This is a genomic window from Acidovorax sp. HMWF029 (assembly GCF_003060895.1).
Classification (GTDB): Bacteria; Pseudomonadota; Gammaproteobacteria; order Burkholderiales; family Burkholderiaceae_C; genus Acidovorax.
Genome location: NZ_QAIH01000183.1, coordinates 13,323 through 27,551, shown reverse-complemented (window position 1 = coordinate 27,551; position 14,229 = coordinate 13,323). Strand labels below are relative to the sequence as shown.

11 protein-coding genes are annotated in these 14,229 nt (G+C 63.2%); 7 read left to right on the top strand and 4 right to left on the bottom strand.

What is annotated here, in order from left to right:
• Window positions 1-322, top strand: a 322-nt coding sequence (locus DBR12_RS12605) for an Lrp/AsnC family transcriptional regulator (RefSeq protein WP_233244431.1), incomplete at its 5' end; no start/stop codon positions are given.
• A 55-nt stretch (window positions 323-377) separates the two neighbouring features.
• Here DBR12_RS12605 and DBR12_RS12600 read toward each other — a convergent pair.
• Window positions 378-2,078 carry an electron transfer flavoprotein-ubiquinone oxidoreductase gene (locus tag DBR12_RS12600; protein ID WP_108617559.1) on the bottom strand — a complete coding sequence of 567 codons (1,701 nt, stop codon included), beginning with the start codon at window positions 2,076-2,078 and terminating at the stop codon, window positions 378-380.
• A gap of 140 nt (window positions 2,079-2,218) precedes the next feature.
• Between DBR12_RS12600 and DBR12_RS12595 the strand changes: the two genes are divergently transcribed.
• Both DBR12_RS12595 and DBR12_RS12590 read left to right on the top strand, forming a co-directional pair.
• Window positions 2,219-3,001, top strand: a complete 783-nt coding sequence (locus DBR12_RS12595; protein WP_108617558.1) for an SDR family oxidoreductase — start codon at window positions 2,219-2,221, stop codon at window positions 2,999-3,001.
• 139 nt (window positions 3,002-3,140) lie between these two features.
• Window positions 3,141-3,566, top strand: a complete 426-nt coding sequence (locus tag DBR12_RS12590) for a thioesterase family protein (protein WP_108617557.1) — start codon at window positions 3,141-3,143, stop codon at window positions 3,564-3,566.
• 98 nt (window positions 3,567-3,664) lie between these two features.
• On the opposite strand, the gene DBR12_RS12585 is transcribed toward DBR12_RS12590, so the two are convergent.
• Window positions 3,665-4,246 (bottom strand): peroxidase-related enzyme, encoded by a 582-nt coding sequence (locus tag DBR12_RS12585; protein ID WP_108617565.1) that lies wholly within the window; start codon window positions 4,244-4,246, stop codon window positions 3,665-3,667.
• A gap of 275 nt (window positions 4,247-4,521) precedes the next feature.
• Between DBR12_RS12585 and katG the strand changes: the two genes are divergently transcribed.
• On the top strand, window positions 4,522-6,717 hold the full coding sequence (katG, locus tag DBR12_RS12580; protein ID WP_108617556.1) for a catalase/peroxidase HPI: 2,196 nt from the start codon (window positions 4,522-4,524) through the stop codon (window positions 6,715-6,717).
• Window positions 6,718-6,829: 112 nt separating this feature from the next.
• Entirely contained in the window at window positions 6,830-7,228 is a 399-nt protein-coding gene (locus tag DBR12_RS12575) for a carboxymuconolactone decarboxylase family protein (RefSeq protein ID WP_108617555.1), read from the top strand.
• 141 nt (window positions 7,229-7,369) lie between these two features.
• Here DBR12_RS12575 and DBR12_RS12570 read toward each other — a convergent pair whose 3' ends face one another.
• The gene (locus DBR12_RS12570) at window positions 7,370-7,915 is read right to left on the bottom strand and encodes a PAS and helix-turn-helix domain-containing protein (protein ID WP_094290661.1); all 546 of its coding nucleotides are present in this window, start codon (window positions 7,913-7,915) and stop codon (window positions 7,370-7,372) included.
• A 77-nt stretch (window positions 7,916-7,992) separates the two neighbouring features.
• Here DBR12_RS12570 and DBR12_RS12565 point away from each other — a divergent pair, with 77 nt between their 5' ends.
• Together DBR12_RS12565 and DBR12_RS12560 are read left to right on the top strand one after the other, a co-directional pair.
• Window positions 7,993-8,712, top strand: coding sequence for a CoA transferase subunit A (locus DBR12_RS12565; protein ID WP_108617564.1), 720 nt, complete (start codon window positions 7,993-7,995; stop codon window positions 8,710-8,712).
• A gap of 2 nt (window positions 8,713-8,714) precedes the next feature.
• Window positions 8,715-9,353 (top strand): 3-oxoacid CoA-transferase subunit B, encoded by a 639-nt coding sequence (locus DBR12_RS12560; RefSeq protein WP_108617554.1) that lies wholly within the window; start codon window positions 8,715-8,717, stop codon window positions 9,351-9,353.
• A gap of 112 nt (window positions 9,354-9,465) precedes the next feature.
• Here DBR12_RS12560 and DBR12_RS12555 read toward each other — a convergent pair whose 3' ends face one another.
• Entirely contained in the window at window positions 9,466-14,145 is a 4,680-nt protein-coding gene (locus DBR12_RS12555; RefSeq protein ID WP_108617553.1) for a LamG-like jellyroll fold domain-containing protein, read from the bottom strand.
• Between the last annotated feature and the right edge of the window lie 84 nt (window positions 14,146-14,229).

Sequence of the window (14,229 nt, the reverse complement as noted above, 5' to 3'; positions counted from 1 at the left end):
GGGTTACACGGTGCGCATCAACCCGCAGTCGCTGGATCTGGCCGACACGGTGCTGGTGCAGGTCACGCTCGACAGCCACTCCGACAACACCCTTGAAAAATTTGGCGAGACACTGGCCAGCATTCCCGAGGTGATCGAGGCGCACCTGGTGTCGGGCGATTACGACTACCTGCTGCGCGTGGTGGTGAAAGACACGCGCGACTACGAACGCCTGCTGCGCGAGAAGCTCTACAAGATCAAGGGCATACGTCACAGCCGATCCAGTTTCGTGTTGCGCACACTCAAGAAGGCCGATCTGCCGCTGTTTGTCGGATCAGTTTGAATAAAAAAAGGGGCCCTGCGCGGGCCCCTCAAGCATTGTTTGCTATCAGTTTTGATTACATGCCAGAGTAGTTCGGGCCACCGCCGCCTTCGGGTGTGACCCACACGATGTTCTGCGTGGGGTCCTTGATGTCGCAGGTCTTGCAGTGCACGCAGTTCTGCGCGTTGATCTGCAGGCGCTGTGCGTTGCCGTCCTTGGCTTCATCGGCCACAAACTCGTACACGCCGGCGGGGCAGTAGCGGGCCTCGGGGCCTGCGTATTTGGCCAGGTTGATATTCACCGGCACGCTCGCGTCCTTGAGCGTGAGGTGGGCGGGCTGGTTTTCTTCGTGGTTGGTGTTGCTGATGAACACGCTGGAGAGGCGATCAAACGTCAGCTTGCCATCGGGCTTGGGGTAGACGATGGGCTTGCACTCGGCGGCGGGCTTCAGGTACGCGTGGTCGGGCTTGTCGCGGTGCAGCGTCCAGGGGATATGGCCGCGCAGCACGAACTGCTCGAAGCCGTTCATCAGCGTGGCCGTGGTCAGGCCGTACTTGAACCAGTTCTTGAAGTTGCGGTCCTTGTTCAGTTCGGTGTAGAGCCAGCTTGCCTCGAAGGCTTCGGGGTAGGCGCTCAGTTCATCGTGCTGGCGGCCCGCCACCACGGCGTCGTAGGCGGCTTCGGCGGCCAGCATGCCGGTCTTGATGGCAGCGTGGCTGCCCTTGATGCGGCCCACGTTCAGGTAGCCCGCATTGCAGCCCACCAGCGCGCCGCCCGGGAACACCGTCTTGGGCAGGGCGTTGATGCCGCTGGCATTGATGGCGCGCGCGCCGTAAGACAGGCGCTTGGCCGTGATCTCGCCCTTTTCGTTCTCGAAGTAGTAGCGGACGTTCGGGTGCGTCTTCCAACGCTGGAATTCCTCGAACGGGCTCAGGTACGGGTTGGCATAACCCAGGCCGGTGACGAAGCCCAGGGCCACCTTGTTGCCTTCCAGGTGGTACAGGAAGGCGCCGCCGTAGGTGTCGTTTTCCATGGGCCAGCCAGCGGTGTGCATCACAAAGCCGGGCTGGTGCTTCTTGGGGTCGATTTCCCAGAGTTCCTTCACGCCAATGCCAAAGCTCTGTGGGTCGCGGCCTTCGTCGAGCTTGTAGCGGGCAATCAGCTGCTTGCCCAGGTGGCCGCGTGCGCCTTCGGCAAACACGGTGTACTTGCCCAGCAGCTCCATGCCCAACTGGAAGTTCTCGGTGGGTTCGCCATCCTTGCCTAGCCCCAAGTTGCCGGTGGCCACGCCCTTGACGGAACCGTTGTCGTTGTAGAGCACTTCCGCCGCAGTGAAGCCAGGGAAGATCTCCACGCCCAGGGCTTCGGCCTGTTCGCCCAGCCACTTGGTGAGTGCGCCCAGGCTGATGATGTAGTTGCCGTGGTTGTGCGCAAACGGGGGCAGGAACATGTTGGGCACGCGAAAGCCCGACTTTTCCGACAGGAAGATGTAGGCGTCGTCAGTGACAGGCTGGTTGAGCGGGGCGCCGCGCTTTTTCCAGTCGGGGATCAGCTCGGTGAGGGCCTTGGGGTCCATGATGGCGCCCGACAGGATGTGAGCGCCAGGCTCGGAGCCCTTTTCGAGCACCACGACCGACACATCCTGTCCTTTTTCGGCTGCCAGTTGCTTCAGCCGGATCGCAGTGGCAAGACCGCCAGGGCCGCCGCCAACGACCACCACGTCGTATTCCATGGATTCGCGGGGGCCGTACTGGGCGAGGATTTCTTCGTTGGTCATGTGCTTCTCGTCGGGCGTTTGATAATGGATTATTTTCTACAGAGCGCCGACCGCGCCCTGTCTGTCTGGCGACTGATTGTATTCACGGAATATAGACAATCGAACGACCGTTCTATTTTGATCCAGTAGGGAGACTCTAAATGGCATACAGCATCGACTTGTCAGGCCGCGTGGCCTTCGTCACAGGCGCGTCCAGCGGCCTGGGTGCACAGTTTGCGCGCACGCTGGCACGTGCCGGGGCCGGTGTGGTGCTGGCCAGTCGTCGGGTAGAGAAGCTCAAGGAACTGCGTGCCCACATCGAAGGCGAGGGCGGTGACGCCCATGTGATTGAGCTGGACGTGACCGACCACGATTCCATCAAGTCCGCAGTGGCCCATGCCGAGACCGAAATGGGCTCGATCGATATCCTGGTCAACAACTCGGGCGTGAGCACCACGCAGCGCTTGCAGGACGTGACGCCCGAGGATTACGACTTCATCTTCGACACCAATGTGAAGGGCGCTTTTTTTGTGGCGCAAGAGGTGGGCAAACGCATGCTGGCCCGCTCGCGTGGGGCAGCGCCGGGCAGCTTCACCGGGGGGCGGATCATCAACATTGCGTCGATGGCCGGGCTCAAGGTGCTGCCTCAGATCGGCGCCTATTGCATGAGCAAGGCCGCCGTGGTGCAGATGACCCGGGCCATGGCCATGGAGTGGGGCAAGTTCGGCATCAACACCAACGCCATCTGCCCCGGCTACATCGACACCGAAATCAACCACCACCACTGGCAAACCGAGCAAGGCAAGAAGCTCATCGACATGCTGCCCCGCAAGCGCGTTGGCAACGCACAAGACCTGGACGCACTGCTGGTCATGCTGGCCAGTGACCAGAGCCATTTCATCAACGGCGCGGTGATTGCGGCGGACGATGGTTTCGCCGTATAGGAAGCCCCCCTGAGGCGCTGCGCGCCATCCCCCGAGGGGGATGGCACCGGTGGCCTAGCAGAGCCAGTTCCACTGTGGCGCTGGCCTGGGGGCGCCCCAGTTGCAGAGCGCTGGGCGGTACCACCAACCTGGACTATCGATGAAGATTGAAATTCCTGAAGCTAAGAAGCTGGTCTTCGAGATGCGCTTCCCCGTGCGCTGGGGCGACATGGATGCCATGGGCCATGTCAACAACACCGTGTACTTCCGCTACCTGGAAACCGCGCGCATCGACTGGATGGTGTCGGTCGGCTGCAACCCCGACCCGCGCGGGCAGGGGCCGGTGATCGTCAACGCGTTTTGCAATTTCTACAAGCAGCTCGAATACCCGGCCGATGTGCTGCTCAAGCTCTACGTGAGCGACCCCGGTCGCACCACGTTCGAGACCTGGGGCACGATGGAGCGGGTGGACCAGCCCGGCTTGATCTGCGCGGCGGGCGGGGCCACTACCATCTGGGTGGACTTCCCGCAGCAGAAGGCAGCGCCGCTGCCGGACTGGATGCGGGCGCTGGTCTCGGCAGACTGAATCAAGGCAGAAAAAGGGCCTCTGCGCGCGATGGATAAGCGCTTTATGCTATCAAAAGCATAGTATTTTGGCTCGCCGCCGCGCCCTGTTGTGCTGCTTTACTTCTGCTTGGGAACACGGCCCATCAGATAGAACTCTGGGTTGGGCAACATGCCCGCAAAGCTGGCCATGCGGTTGCTGAGCCCGAAGAACGCCGTGATGGCCGCGATGTCCCAGATGTCCTCGTCGTCAAAGCCGTGGGCGTGCAGGGCGGCGAAGTCGGCGTCCTCGATCTCGTGCGAGCGCTGGCAGACCTTCATTGCAAAGTCTAGCATGGCCCGCTCGCGCGGGCTGATGTCTGCCTTGCGGTAGTTCACGGCCACCTGGTCGGCGATGAGGGGTTTCTTTTCATAGATGCGCAGGATCGCGCCATGCGCCACCACGCAGTACAGGCACTGGTTGGCCGCGCTGGTGGTGGTGACGATCATCTCGCGCTCGCCCTTGGTCAGGCTGCCTTCCTCTTTCAGCATGAGTGCATCGTGGTACGCGAAGAAAGCGCGCCACTCGGCGGGGCGGCGCGCGAACGCCAGAAACACGTTGGGGATGAAGCCCGCCTTTTCCTGCACTTCAACGATGCGTGTGCGGATGTCTTCGGGCAGGGTGTTCAGGTCGGGGAAGGGGTAGCGGGAAGCGGTGCTCAAGGATGTCTCCAACGGTTGTTGCGTGGGGGGACCGTATCACGATTGGCCGACCGTTGGAGAGGAGTGCACCTGGCAAGCGCATGGAAGCCACGTGCCGCGTTGTCCTCATTTTGAGGACGCACGCCGGTACGGCGCTGTGTCTGCTGTATCTATGGTCTGCGATCTATAAATATTTGCTATTGGCTAAATTTGCTTGATTTAATTTACATATTTTCGAGCTGCTTCTACGATGCACTTCATTGTTCTGTTGACCGCATTCACCAAGGAGATGCCCCATGACCACCGAAGCCAAGTGCCCCTTTGACCACACCAAGGCCGTCCCCACGGGGCCCCGCAATGCCGACTGGTGGCCCAACCAGCTCAATCTCCGCCCGTTGAACCAGAACTCGCCGCTCACCGACCCGATGGGCGAGGGCTTCAACTACGCTGAAGAATTCAAAAGTCTGGACCTCTCGGCCGTCAAGAAAGACTTGCACGCACTGATGACCGATTCGCAGGACTGGTGGCCGGCCGACTTTGGCCACTATGGCCCGCTGTTCATCCGCATGGCCTGGCACAGCGCGGGCACCTACCGTCTGGCCGACGGGCGCGGTGGTGCAGGGGCCGGTCAGCAGCGTTTTGCGCCGCTCAACAGCTGGCCGGACAACGCCAATCTGGACAAGGCGCGCCGCCTGCTCTGGCCCATCAAGCAAAAGTACGGCCGCAAGATTTCGTGGGCTGACCTGATGATCCTGACGGGCAACGTGGCGCTCGAATCCATGGGCTTCAAGACCTTCGGCTTTGCCGGTGGCCGCCCCGATGTGTGGGAGCCGGACGAAAACGTGTACTGGGGTGCAGAAAACACCTGGCTGGGCGGCGACAAGCGTTACAGCGGCGAGCGCGACCTTGCCAACCCCCTGGCCGCCGTGCAGATGGGGCTGATCTACGTGAACCCCGAAGGCCCCAACGGCAACCCCGACCCCATCGCCGCGGCGCGTGACATCCGCGACACCTTTGCGCGCATGGCCATGGACGATGAAGAGACCGTGGCACTCATTGCGGGTGGCCACACTTTTGGCAAGACCCATGGTGCAGGCGACGCTGCTCTGGTGGGCAAGGAGCCCGAGGGTGCGGGCATTGAAGAGCAGGGCTTGGGCTGGAAGAGCAGCCATGGTTCCGGCAAGGGCGGTGACACCATCACCAGCGGCCTGGAAGTGACCTGGACCACCACGCCCACGCAGTGGAGCAACAACTTTCTCGAAAACCTGTTCGGCTACGAATGGGAGCTGACCAAGAGCCCGGCCGGTGCCCACCAGTGGACGGCCAAGGGTGCGGCCGCGACGATCCCGCATGCACACGACCCCTCGAAGAAGCTGGTGCCCACCATGCTGACGACCGATTTGTCGCTGCGCTTTGATCCTGCCTACGAGAAGATCTCGCGCCGGTTCCTGGAGCACCCTGAGCAATTTGCCGATGCGTTTGCCCGTGCTTGGTTCAAGCTCACACACCGCGACATGGGGCCGCGCGCCCGCTACCTCGGCCCCGAGGTGCCGGCCGAAGTGCTGGTCTGGCAAGACCCGATCCCGGCGTTGGACCACGCGCTGGTCGATGCGCAGGACATCGCAGCGCTCAAGGCCCAGGTGCTGGCCTCAGGCCTGTCCGTGGCCGAGCTGGTGTCTGCCGCCTGGGCCTCTGCATCCACATTCCGGGGCGGCGACAAGCGCGGTGGCGCCAACGGGGCCCGCATCCGCCTGGCGCCGCAGAAGGACTGGGCTGTGAACCAGCCTGCTCAATTAGCCAAGGTGCTGGGCCAGCTCGAAAAGATCCAGAGCGCGTTCAACGCAGGGCAGACGGGCGGCAAGAAGATCTCGCTGGCCGACCTGATCGTGCTTGCCGGTGGTGCTGCGGTGGAGGCTGCGGCCAAGCAGGCTGGGCAAGACGTGACCGTACCTTTCACGCCTGGTCGCACCGATGCCTCGCAGGATCAGACCGATGTGCCTTCGTTCGAAGTCATGGAGCCCGTGGCCGATGGTTTCCGCAACTACGTGCGCCCCGGCCTGGAAGGTGCCGTGGCCGAGCTGTTGGTGGACCGCGCCAACCAGCTGACCTTGACTGCGCCGGAGATGACGGTGCTGATCGGTGGCCTGCGCGTGCTAGGCGCCAATGTGGGCCAGGCGCCGCATGGTGTCTTCACGCAGCGTCCCGGCGCGCTGAGCAACGACTTCTTTGTGAACCTGCTCGACATGCGCACCCAATGGCAGAAGTCCGCCACTTTGGCGGGCGTCTTGGAAGGTGTGGATCGCGGCACGGGCGCCAAAAGGTGGAGCGGCACGGTGGCCGACCTGGTGTTCGGCTCCAATGCGGTGCTGCGTGCGCTGGCCGAGGTTTATGCCAGCAGTGACGCCCAGGCGGTGTTTGTGCAGGACTTCTTGCGCGCCTGGACCAAGGTCATGAACCTGGACCGGTTTGACTTGGCGGCAGCCAAGGCCTGAGCGTTGTGGCAACGCCTACTGCGGGTCCTGAGGGACGTCTCAGGGGGCGTTTTTCTTTGTGCCCGCATGGGGGCGGCTACGATGGCGGCCCCCACTCCATCGGAGAACCCGCATGACGCAACCATCCAACCCCTCCACAAAAGACTTCGATAAAGGCCTGGCCACGCGTAAGCAGGTCATGGGTGAAGACTTTGTGGCCAATGCCTTTGGCAATGCCACAGACTTCACCCAGCCCATTCAGGAGTTCATCACCCGCAACGCCTGGGGCGATGTGTGGCAGCGACCGGGGTTGGACATGAAAACGCGCAGTCTGATCACCGTGGCTTTTCTCACGGCGCTGGGCAAGCAGCATGAGCTCAAGGGCCATGTGCGTGGCGCGCTCAACAATGGCGCTACGCCGGCGGAGATCCAGGAGGTGCTGCTGCACGCCAGCATCTACTGCGGCCTGCCTGCGGCGGTCGAGGGCTTTCGCACCGCGGCCGAGGTGATCGACGGGCCCAAGAGGGGCTGACGATGCGGTCTTCGGCTTGGACTGCTGCCTGTTGCCCGTAGAACTGGCATGTACCAAGCCAGCGCCACCGTGGAACTGGCTTTGCCAGGCCACTGGTGGTGTCCCCCTCAAGGGGAAGGCGCGAAGCGACTCAGGGGGAGCCTATCCACCGGCCAGCAGCTTGTGCACCAGGTCGGCGGCGGTGGAGGCGTTGTACTTGCGCATAAGGCGCGCGCGGTAGATCTCCACTGTGCGGTGGCTGATCTCCAGTGCCCGGCCGATCTCCTTGGAGGTCAGGCCCTCCAGCAGGCGTGCCGCCACCTCGCGCTCGCGGCCCGTAAGCTCGGCCTTCACGGTACGTTGCGAACTCAGGTCTTCAAAGCTCCAGATGCCTGAAGCGTGCGGATTCTCGCGGTTGAGCGCACGGCCCGATACATGGCACCAGAACACCTCGCCGTTGGCGCGCTTCATGATGCGGTTGTCCGCATAGTGGCCCTTGGCGTTCAGGATGGGCTCCATGTGCGCGCCCAGGCGCTCATATTCGTCGGCGCTTGGGTAAAGTACCTGGAACGACTGGCCGATGAGCACCTCGCGCGAAGCGCCGAACATCTCGCAGACATGGCGGTTGCAATCGACCATGGTGCGGTTGCGTGACAGCACCAGCCCCACGGGGGCCATGTCAAAAGCCAGTCGGTAATCTACGTCCATAGTGCAAGTCTTTACGGGGTACTACTTATGTTTGTACGTAGTATCGTATCGCATCCAACATTCACAAGGAGATCGTGGTGAACAAGATATTCCCCTCCGCAGCCGAGGCCCTCAAGGGCGTGGTTGCCGACGGCCAGCTCATGGCTGTGGGCGGTTTTGGGCTGTGTGGCATTCCTGAAGCCCTGATCGACGCACTGCGCGATTCGGGAGCGAAGAACCTCACCGTGATCTCCAACAACGCGGGCGTCGATGGCTTTGGCCTGGGCAAGCTGCTCGAAACCCGGCAGATCAAGAAAATGATCTCGTCCTACGTGGGTGAAAACAAGGAGTTCGAGCGCCAGTACCTGGCGGGCGAGCTGGAGCTGGAGTTCACGCCCCAGGGCACGCTGGCTGAGAAGCTGCGCGCTGGTGGTGCAGGCATCCCGGCCTTTTTCACCAAGACTGGCGTGGGCACCATCGTGGCCGAAGGCAAGGAACTGCGCGAGTTCGACGGCGAAACCTATGTGATGGAGCGCTCGCTGGTGCCGGAGGTCTCTCTGGTCAAGGCCGACGTAGCCGACAAATCGGGCAACCTGCGCTTCAACCTGACGGCGCGCAACTTCAACCCGGCGGCGGCCACTGCTGGCAAGGTCTGCATCGTTGAAGTGGAAAAAATCGTGGAAGTGGGTGAGCTGGCCCCCGACGACATCCATCTGCCCGGCATTTATGTGCACCGCATCGTGCTCAATGCCAACCCCGAAAAGCGCATCGAAAAGCGAACGATTACCGAGACCAAGACCGAGAAAGCAGGAGCCTGACCATGCCGTGGACCCAAGACCAGATGGCCGCCCGTGCGGCGCAAGAACTCGAAGATGGTTTCTATGTGAACCTGGGCATCGGCATTCCTACGCTGGTGGCCAATTTCACCGGTGACAAGGAAGTGTGGCTGCAGTCCGAGAACGGCATGCTGGGCATCGGGCCCTTCCCGACCGAAGACAAGGTGGACCCGGACCTCATCAACGCTGGCAAGCAGACGGTAACAACCATCAAGGGCTCGTCCATCTTTGGCAGCGACCAGTCGTTCGCCATGATCCGTGGCGGCAAGATCAACCTGTCCATCCTGGGCGCCATGCAGGTCAGCGAAAAGGGCGATCTGGCCAACTGGATGATCCCTGGCAAGATGGTCAAGGGAATGGGCGGTGCCATGGACCTGGTGGCTGGTGTCAAGCGCGTGATCGTGCTCATGGAACATGTGGCCAAGAAGAAGGATGGCACCGAAGACCTCAAGATCTTGCCTGCCTGCACGCTGCCCCTGACCGGCGTGGGTGTGGTGGACCGCATCATTACTGACTTGGCTGTGCTGGATGTGACGCCACAAGGCCTCAAGCTGGTGGAGTTGGCACCGGGAGTAACGTTTGAGGCGTTGCAAGCCAAGACCGGTGTGACCATCCTGCAGTAACAAAGGCAGCACTTTTCCGTGACTGGTGTGGCGACTGCCAATCACATGAAGCCGGGGCCTGAGGGCCCCGGCTTTTTTTGCTCGCGCAGCCTCCAGAGCCTTGGGGCAACGGTCAGGGCAACTGGAGCCAGTTCTGGTTGTTGCCCGCATTGCAGGTCCAAGTGAGCAGGGGGATGTCCTGCGCAGTCGAGTTGTTGGGCACATCGAGGCAGGCGCCCGATGCACGGTTGCGCAGCGTCGATCCTGACAAGGTCCACTGCGCCGTGTTGCCCACCGTGCAGGCCAGTTGCACCACACCGGCACCGCTGGTGGCGGTGCTGTCCTGTGCCAGGCACAGGTTGCTGTGCTTGGCGACCAGCTGCACGTAGCCGCCCGAGAAGTTGCGCACCGTGAAGGTCTCGTTGTTCGCCGTGCCACAGGGCCACTGGATGGCGACCGCGCCGCTGGCAGCCGAGGCCCCCCTGATGTTCACGCACAGGCTGCTGTGGCTGGAGCGCAGGCGCGTGGTGTATTCGGACGCCGTGTCCAGCGAGCGCACGTAGTTGGCCAGCGCCTGCCGGTCGGCTGCGGGCAGGCCTGCCGCGTTGCCGTGGCCTCCCGCGATCACGTCCAGCACGCTGGCCTTCTGGCCGTTGTGCAGGTAGGACTTGGCAGCCCAGCTGCCCAGCAGGGTGGGGGTGTCGAAACCCACGCCGGCCAGTGGCTGGCTGGCACCCTTGCCGGATGATGGCTGGATGCTTCCCACATCGTGCCGGAGGCCGTCCTGGAAAGTCCCGCCCGCATGGCAACTGGCGCAGTTGGCGTTGGCAAACAGGGTCTGCCCGCGCGCAGCCTCTACCGTGAGGCTGCCGTCGGCAGCGCGTGCCGGGCTGCGCAGGTACTTGTTGAGCGATGCCAGATAGGCCGCCAGGTCGTCGAGCTGCGCATTGCGACCGGCCTTGGGTGCGCCCAGCGGGTCGCTGGTCGCAGCAAAGTCCGCGTCGCTCAGGAAGCCGGTGCCGCCGAACGCGCTGCGCATGTCGTTCTCGAAGTCTTGCACCTCGTCGAAGTTGGCGCTCCAGTGCAGCTTGCCGTGGCCGGTACCGCGCCGGCCCTGCAGGCTGATGGTGCGGCGCAGGCCCTCTCCGCGCTGCGTGAAGTCCCAGACCATGCCGTCGTCGCCGCCATCTGCGTGGCAGCTCGCGCAGGACATGTAGTTGTCCTTGCTCATGCGCCTGTCGGCGGCGTTGTAAAACACCAGCTTGCCGCGCAGAGCGGCTGCCGCCAGCGGCTCTTGCGCCACCGTGGTGATGTTCTGCAGGAACACCGCCGCCGCGCTGCGCGAGGCCAGAACGTCAGCCACATCGTGCACGGTGACCGAGCGCGCGAGGAAATTGTTCACGAACAATCGCTTGCGTGTGGCGTCCAGGTACAGGCCGTGCGGCGCGCTGCTGGCCTTTATCTCGCCGCGCACGGCGCGGGTGTAGGTATCGACGATGGCGATGTTGTTGCCCTCCATCTGCGCGACGAACAGGTAGTCGCCCGCAGGGGAGAAGAGGGCGGCCCGCGCCGGTGCGCGGTCGTCGAAGTCGATCTGCTCGGGCAGCAGGTGCGTTGCCTGGGCCAGATCCACCTGCGAGAGGATGGAGCGCACCGTCTGGTCGTGCAGCAGGTCGTTGCCGTCGCGGAAGCGCCCGCGCACGATGTTGTCCTTCTTGCCCGGCAGCACTGCGCGCGAGCCATCGGGCGAGATCACCACCTGGCTCAGGTAATTAGCCACGCCGCGCGCGCTGTTCTCAGTGTCCACTGTCGTCGTGTCCACAGGAAGAGCGATGGTGGACAGCAGTTGCATGCCATTGAGATTCACCTTGTGCAACTGGCCGCCCGTCATCAAGGACTTGAAACGTGTGATGTAGGCAGTTTGAGAGTCTGCCGCCACTGCAATGCCGCGCAGGTCGCCTTCGAGCGTCAGTGTTCCCGTGATGCTGCCGTTGGCAGGATCGAAGGTGAGCAGGGTGGATTTGCTCTCCAGCGAGAGCAGCCCCTTGCTGCCGTTGGGTGTGAACGCCACGCCATAAGGGCCGCTGCCATAGGCCAGCGAAATGGTCGCGGAGATGCTGCCATCGGCTGGGTTCAAGGCCACGAGCTTGTCCTCGCCCTGCACGGTGACCCAGAGGCGGCCGTCCGGTGCGCGGGCCAGGGTTTTGGGCTCGTCGCCTACGCGGGTTTCCCAGCGCTTGCTCAGGGCCGTGGCGTCGATGGCCGCTACCGTGCCGCTGTCTGGGTTCACCGTGTAGACGTTGTTGGCGTCGCCGACGATATTGCTCGAATGCGTGGGCGCTGTGGCCGTGGTCGGGAAGGTCACAGTCACGTTGTAGGTGTAGAAGGTCTCCAGGCCCGCTGCGTCGCGCACTGTCAGGGTCACCGTGTAGTGGCCGGGGCGGTTGTAGCTGTAGGTGGTATTTGCCTGTGACGAGAAGGCGGTCTGCGTGCCGTTGCCGAAATTCCAACGGTAGGTGACGCCGCTGCCACCGCCCAGGCGGGTGGGGTCGAACGACAGTTGCCCGTTCACCAACTGCGGCCCGCCGCTGACGCCTGCATCGCCGATGATGGCTTGCGAGCGCAGCTGCGCGACATCGGCATCGCTGAGAACACGCCCGTAGACGCGCACATCGGCCAGGCTTCCGCGGAAGAAGTCGGTATTGCCCTGGATCTGCCCGAGCAGCGCGAACTTGTTGGATAGGCCCTTGGTGCCGGGGAGACCTGTCGAGCTGGTTTTGACGCCGTCGATGTACAGGGTCTGCGCGCCCGAGGCCGCGTCGCGTGTCATCACCACATGGTGCCAGTTGCCGTCGTTCACGGCGGTGGTGGAGCGGGTGCCGGAGTTGTTGCCCGTCACGTTGCCCACCGAGAGGTTCATGCGGCCGGTGTTGTCGATCCAGCCCCAGAACACATCGTCCGCGCCGCCCGACTGGTCGCGCCCGAAGAGGCCTGGCGCCGTCCAGGCGTTGGCTGAACCGTTCTGCGTGGTTTTCATGTAGAACGCCAGCGACGCCGTGCCGCCCAGGGCAGTGGCCACACCATCGTTTTTAAGCTGCACGCCGCCGGTGCGCTGCGCAAAATTCAGGCCGATGCTGCCGAACTGGTCCGCTGCCGAAGCCGTGCCATTGTTGGCGCTGATCTCATCGGCAAGCCCTCTGATCAGAGGCCAGTGGTTCATCAGGCTGATGTCGGTGGCGTTGCCGGTGTGGAACACGGAACGGTACTGACTGGCGATGGCATTGCCTGCATAGTCTTTCACGCCGCCTGCGGGGAGCAGGATTTCATAGGTGGTACCTGCTGCCAAGGGTTGCGCGGGGTGGAAATTGATGATGCCCAGTTGCACGCTGTAGGTACCTTGCAGGGTGTTGCCATTGACAGGGCGCACGATGAAGGTACTGGCGTTCACGCTCTCTGGCAGGATGCTGTCCGTCAGACCTACGCCGATGCGCGAGGTCAGCGCCTGCTGCTTGGCGCCTTGGGGGGGAGATGTTTGCTTGACCGCAGGTGGCGTGGTGTCGCGTGCCGTCTGGTGCACGATGAAGCCGCTGCCCGAGCCGTGGTCGTTGCCGATGAACAGTAGGTTGCCCATGGGCGCGACCTGGCCGTGGTCGGAGTGCGAGTATTCAGGGTCACTGGTGGCGAACAGGCTGCCCTGGCCCACTTCCACGTGGTTGAGCGGGTTGCTCACGTCCACCTTGTGCACCTTGAACTGCGCCCCCTGGAAGACGTAGTGGTCCTGCGTGCCGCAGTACAGTTGCTCGTCGATGACGAGGCGGTTGTCCTCCACCACGAACTGCGTGCGGTCCAGCAGGTCGTAGCTGTACATCTTGGCGCCGCTGCCACGGGCCGAGGCATGCAAGTTGCGGCCATCGAAGCAGGTAGCGTAGTAGTTGGGGTTGGAGCCCACGGTGTCTAGCACCTTGGGGTTGAGCGGGTCGGAAATGTCCAGGCTGGCAAAGCCGTCGGTGTTGTCCATCGAGGTCAGCACCATGTGGTTGCCCATGGTGAAGATGGGGCCCACGCGAAAGCCGCCGAGCTCGCCGGTGGGCACGGGGTTGGGCTTTCCCGCCCCGCGGTTGGCGATCACGGCATTGGCGGGGTCACTGGCATCGACGATGTACACGCCGTCGTTGGCCGAGGCCACATACACGTAAGGCGCCTGCCACCAAAGCTGCCAGGCCACGTTGGCGTAGTCACCGCCGTTCACTGTGGGCAGCGCCAGCTTCTTGACCTGCTGGATGTTGTTGATGTCGGTGAAGTCCCAGAACTCGATGCCCTTGATGCTGGGTACCACCACGTACTGGCGGCCACCGATCTTGGCCGTGCCGAAAGCGTGCGCCTCGCGGAACTCCTTGGTGCGGCCCTCGGGCTCGTAGATCTTCTTGACGAGCACGATGGCCCGCGGGTTGGATACGTCGTACAGCAGAAAGCCCCCGGGGCCCAGGCCGCTGTCGGGCGCGAAGGAGGTCAGGAAATAGCCGTTGAGCATGATGCCCACGTTCAGCCCGTAGTCCTTGCGGCCAGGGTAGGTGGCCGGCACGTCGCCCGAGGCGCGGGTGATCATGGAGACCGGCTTGAACAGCTCGGCCGAGGTGTAGGTAAGATTGCCCAGGCCCGGCCCCTGCAGCGGGAGCGGTGCCGCGGCGGCCTGCGTGACCGCAGCCGCCATGGTGGTGAGGGTCGTCATCGGGTTGACCCCCGTGATCGCCGCATGCGTGAGCAAGGTGGCGAACGGCAGCAGCAGTGCCATCAGGTAATACCGGATTTTCATCGTCGTCTCCTGTTTGAGCGGTTCTGTGTGAACCTTCTTCCTCGATCCTTGCGATCGCCCGCCGCAGGCGCGCACAGGCGCGCC